Origin of the sequence: Streptomyces sp. MnatMP-M17, assembly GCF_900091995.1 — a bacterium.
In the GTDB taxonomy this organism is placed as follows: Bacteria; Actinomycetota; Actinomycetes; order Streptomycetales; family Streptomycetaceae; genus Streptomyces.
In genome coordinates this window covers 1-4,082 of record NZ_FMDK01000941.1, presented here as the reverse complement: position 1 = coordinate 4,082, position 4,082 = coordinate 1, and the positions used below count along the sequence as shown (strand labels likewise).

The 4,082-nt window shown below is 72.9% G+C and carries 5 protein-coding genes; all 5 read right to left on the bottom strand.

Features of this window, described 5'->3' with window-relative positions; genetic code table 11:
• A partial coding sequence (locus tag GA0115259_RS40820; RefSeq protein WP_161230540.1) for a hypothetical protein occupies window positions 1-425 on the bottom strand: 425 nt, incomplete at its 3' end.
• 101 nt (window positions 426-526) lie between these two features.
• The gene (locus tag GA0115259_RS33805) at window positions 527-2,032 is read right to left on the bottom strand and encodes a hypothetical protein (RefSeq protein WP_093603994.1); all 1,506 of its coding nucleotides are present in this window, start codon (window positions 2,030-2,032) and stop codon (window positions 527-529) included.
• Entirely contained in the window at window positions 2,029-2,838 is an 810-nt protein-coding gene (locus tag GA0115259_RS33800; protein WP_093603992.1) for an ABC transporter ATP-binding protein, read from the bottom strand. The genes GA0115259_RS33805 and GA0115259_RS33800 overlap by 4 nt, the downstream gene beginning before the upstream one ends.
• Window positions 2,839-2,945: 107 nt before the next feature.
• Entirely contained in the window at window positions 2,946-3,794 is an 849-nt protein-coding gene (locus GA0115259_RS33795) for a zf-HC2 domain-containing protein (RefSeq protein WP_093603990.1), read from the bottom strand.
• On the bottom strand, window positions 3,791-4,082 hold a 292-nt coding region (locus tag GA0115259_RS33790; RefSeq protein WP_237540687.1), incomplete at its 5' end, for an RNA polymerase sigma factor. The genes GA0115259_RS33790 and GA0115259_RS33795, both read right to left, overlap by 4 nt.

Sequence of the window (4,082 nt, the reverse complement as noted above, 5' to 3'; positions counted from 1 at the left end):
GCCCACGCGTACCGGCCGCCCCACACCGTCGCCCCGATCGCGGCGACGCCCGCCGGCCCGGCGCCGTTCCGTACGGCGTACGCCACCGGAACCGGCCCGCCGCCCGGCGCCGAGAACACCGACAGGGCCGACAGCACCAGCAGTACGCCCACGGCGAGCGCGGCGATGAGCAGCACGTGCGCCGCGCGCCGAGGTGCCCAGCGGATCGCCGCCGTACGGTCCAGCGCGAGATCCTGCCCACCCAGCCCGATCGCGCCCACCGCCACCACGGCGGTCAGCAGCAGGGCCATCATCCTCGGATCCCCGGCCGTCCCGCTCCGAGGAAGCGACCACACGGCGACGGCACAGACCACCACGGCGGCGACCGAGGCAGGCACCTGACGCGACCGGCCGTAGAGCACCGACCACCGGGCGCGCGTGGCCAACGACCGTGGGTACGGCGCCATCGAGCGTGCGTACGGCGCCAACGACCTGACAGATCCCGGCCGTTCCTTCGGTCTCGGCTGCTCCCCGGGTGTCACCTCGCTCACCTCGGGCCGTCTTCCTTCAGTACCGTCAGTACCGTCAGCAAGTCGCCCTCGCACCGCAGCGCCGCTGTCCGCAGGGCCGCGATCCGGGCGCGCTGTTCGTCCGTCGGCAGCGCGCGCAGCGCGTTCCAGGCCGGACCGGCGAGCTTGCTCGCGTCGGCGCCCAGCTCGCCCGCGCCGGGCAGTGGCTTGAGTTCGCCGGTGAACCAGGCGGCGGCCACCGTGCGCGCGGCCAGTTCTCGTACGGCCTTGGTCCTGTCGTACCGCCGCTCCTCCTCCTCGGTCGGATACGGCCTGAGCGGGACGACACAGGGCGCCGTGCCGGCCCCGGCCAGCAGACCGCGCAGCACCTCGTCCTTCGTGGCGCCGCTCAGCGCCTGTGCCTCGAAGTCCACGGGGATGAAACCGGCGGGCTGCGGCGGCGCCTGCGGCTGCCACGCGCCGAGTGGCCACGCGGGAACCGTCTCGCGCACCGTCGACGGCGGATCCGGCAGCCCGGCCCCGGTGAGCAGCCGGAGCGCCTCCTCACCGGGGCCCGCGAGCGCGTCCAGTTCCCGCTCGTGCACCCGCGTCACACAGACCGGGCCGTCGCACACCAGCGCCGTCGCCGCCTTGTCGATGACGTAATTACGGTCCTGATGCGCGGGCAGCAGCGGCACCGCGACCGCCGCGCCCAGCACCACGGGCAGCAGCGCCAGCAGCCGTGCGCGCGCCTTCCCGGCCACCAGCAGCAGGAAACCCGTGGCGGCGAGACCGAGCAGCCACACCGTCTGTCCGGCGTTGACACGCCACGCGACGTTCAGGAACGTGCTGTGCACCTCGGCCAGCGACGGGGACAGCAGCACGATCCGGTTCGGGAACATGCCCGGCGTGACCGCGTCATGGACGAGCACCACGGTCATCAGCGTTGCCAGCGTGAGCGCCGGCGGCGTCAGCGCGGACGGTACGGTCCTGGCGACGCCCATCCCCAGCCAGGCCGCGGCGACCAGCGCCAGCGCACCGACCACCACGATGGGCAGCCAGCGAAGATGCGCGTAGCCCTCGTTGCCGATCACCTGGACGCCGCCGTAGAGGAAGACCAGCAGATAGGCGGTGGCGAGAGTGAGCGCCAGCGCGCCCGCGGTCCTGGCCGAGCGCTGCCGGACGGGACGAGGCGTCGTGCCGAGGAGTTCGGTCATCCCGGAACGGTGGTCCCGCAGTCCTTGTACGGCGCCGGCCGCCACGGCCGGCGGCAGCAGGAACACCATCAGATACCGCTCCCACCAGGCGGCGGAAGTCCACTGCGCGGTCCAGGACTCGGCGCCCTGCGCCCATGGGCCGCCGCCGAAGAGCTGGAGAAGGGCGACCGAACCGAGCAGGAGGATCGCACCGAGCCACAGACCGGTGGAGTGACGGAGCTCGATCCGCAGAATCCGGCCGCTGCGCGGGCGGCCCGGACCCGGGGCCGGGGCCTCGGGGTTCTTGGCGGGTGACGTCCGAGTCGGCGTGGGCTGTGACGAGTTCACCAGGCACCTCTTCCCGGCTCGGAGCGCATGAGCAGCGCCGCGTAACCACGTTCGATCGGACTGTCGCCCGGATCCTCGGGCCCGCCCGCGTCCGCGAGCTGGTCCGGTGTGCCGCTGAACACCGTCCGCCCGTCGGCGATGAGCAGCACATCCGTACAGGCCGCCGCCACGTCCTCGACAAGGTGTGTGGAGACGACGACACAACTGTCCGTACCGAGCTGGTGGAGCAGTTCGCGGAAGCGCAGCCGCTGCGCCGGGTCGAGTCCGACCGTCGGCTCGTCCAGCAGCAGGATCCGGGGATCGTTGACGATCGCCTGTGCGATACCGGCGCGCCGCACCATGCCGCCGGACAGCGTCTTCATCCGCTGGTCGGCGCGGTCCGCGAGCCCGACGCGCTCGACGGCGCGCTGTACGGCACCGGGGATCTCCGCGGCCGGGACCTCCTTGAGCCAGGCCATGTACTCGATGAACTCGCGGACGGTGAAGCGCCGGTAGTACCCGAACTCCTGTGGCAGATAACCGATCCGGCGACGGAGTTCGCGGCGGCGGGCCTGCGCGCCGGCGGGAGCGCCGAGCAGTTCGAGGGAGCCGTCGGCCGGCCGCAGGACGGTGGCGAGGGCGCGGATGAGAGTGGTCTTGCCGGCGCCGTTGGGCCCGAGCAGCCCGTGAACTCCGGTGCCGAGGGCCAGATCCAGACCGTCGACGGCCATCTTGCGGCCTCCGGCCCTTACCTTGAGCCCTTCGGCGTGGATCTCCCAGGCGTATGCGGTGGGCGCCACTTCGGCAGCGGTCACGCCGCGTGTCATGTCGTCACTTCCTCGGTCATGGGTGAGGACCTTTCGGTGGTGGGCAGTTGGTGGTGTCGGGGAGCGAGGCGGGGTGCTGACGGTGAAGGCGGCTTGGTGACGGTGCGTCAGCGGAGCGGGCCGAGCCGGGCGTACGAGCCTCTGCGGGCGATCATGACCGCCAGGCCGAGCGCGAGGACAATGGCCCACACGGGAAGGGCGTCCGTCCGGAAGGCGAAGGGCGTCCGGTCCACGGCCATGGTCGGCGCCACGATCAGCACCGCCCACACCAGCACCAGTCCGGCCGCCGCCCTGGTCATGCCGATCAGCCCGCCGAGCGCCAGCGTGCCGGTGGTGAAGGCCAGACAGGGCAGCAGCCACTGGGCGACGGTGGTACCGGTGATCCAGCCGGCGACCGTCAGCAGGGAGATCACCACGACCAGTACGGAGGTGGTGCGCCGGAGCACCAGCGGGAGCCCGGCGCGCGGTGTGCCCGCGGTGAGTTCGTACGCCGGATCGAAGGCGCGCGCCCAGGAGGCGGCGACGCCCAGGACGGGCAGTACGGGAGCCAGGAGGAGGACGAAGTCGATTCCCGAGCCGCTGATCCGGTCGAAGAGGATGGCGAGCAGCGTGACGAGGACGGTCGTGCACATCCACGGCATCATCACCGGAGAGGCCCAGGCCAGCAGAGGTACGGCCCAGCGGCGGCGCCTGGGCATGGGAGCGGTGGTGGGCAGCAGCGGCGCCAGCTCCGACCAGACACCGCCGACGAGCCCGGTCACCGCGGGCGCGGCGCTCTCCACGCCGGCGGCGAGCCGGGCCCGGCAGAGCGCGCAGGATTCGAGATGGGCTTCGAGGGCCCAGACCTCGTCGCCCGGGATGGCGGTGTCGCCGCGTGCGTAGCGGCTGATGAGCGGCTCGGAGGCGTGGTGCGCGGACGCCGGGCCCGTACCCCTGCGCCCGTAGTTGTTGATCATGACAGTGCCTCCCGCATGGCTCGCCGGGCCCGACGGGCGCGGGTCTTTACGGTGCCTTCCGGCAGGCCGAGCAGCACGGCGGTCTCCCGTACGGTGAGCCCGTCGAGCACCATGGCCCGCAGTACGTCGCCCAGTTCGGGCGCGAGCCGGCGCAGGGCGTCGCCGACCTCACCGTCGACGGTCGCCGCCAGCACCTCGTCCTCGGCGGCGGGCGCGGTGGTACGTACGCTCCCGCCCGCTATCGCCTCGGGCAGCCGCGCGTGGTGCGCCCGCCGCCGGAACGCGTCG

Excerpts from the sequence above, each read along its gene's own strand:
- GA0115259_RS33800 (WP_093603992.1), bottom strand. The coding sequence starts at position 2,838 with ATGACACGCGGCGTGACCGCTGCCGAAGTGGCGCCCACCGCATACGCC.
- GA0115259_RS33795 (WP_093603990.1), bottom strand. The coding sequence starts at position 3,794 with ATGATCAACAACTACGGGCGCAGGGGTACGGGCCCGGCGTCCGCGCAC.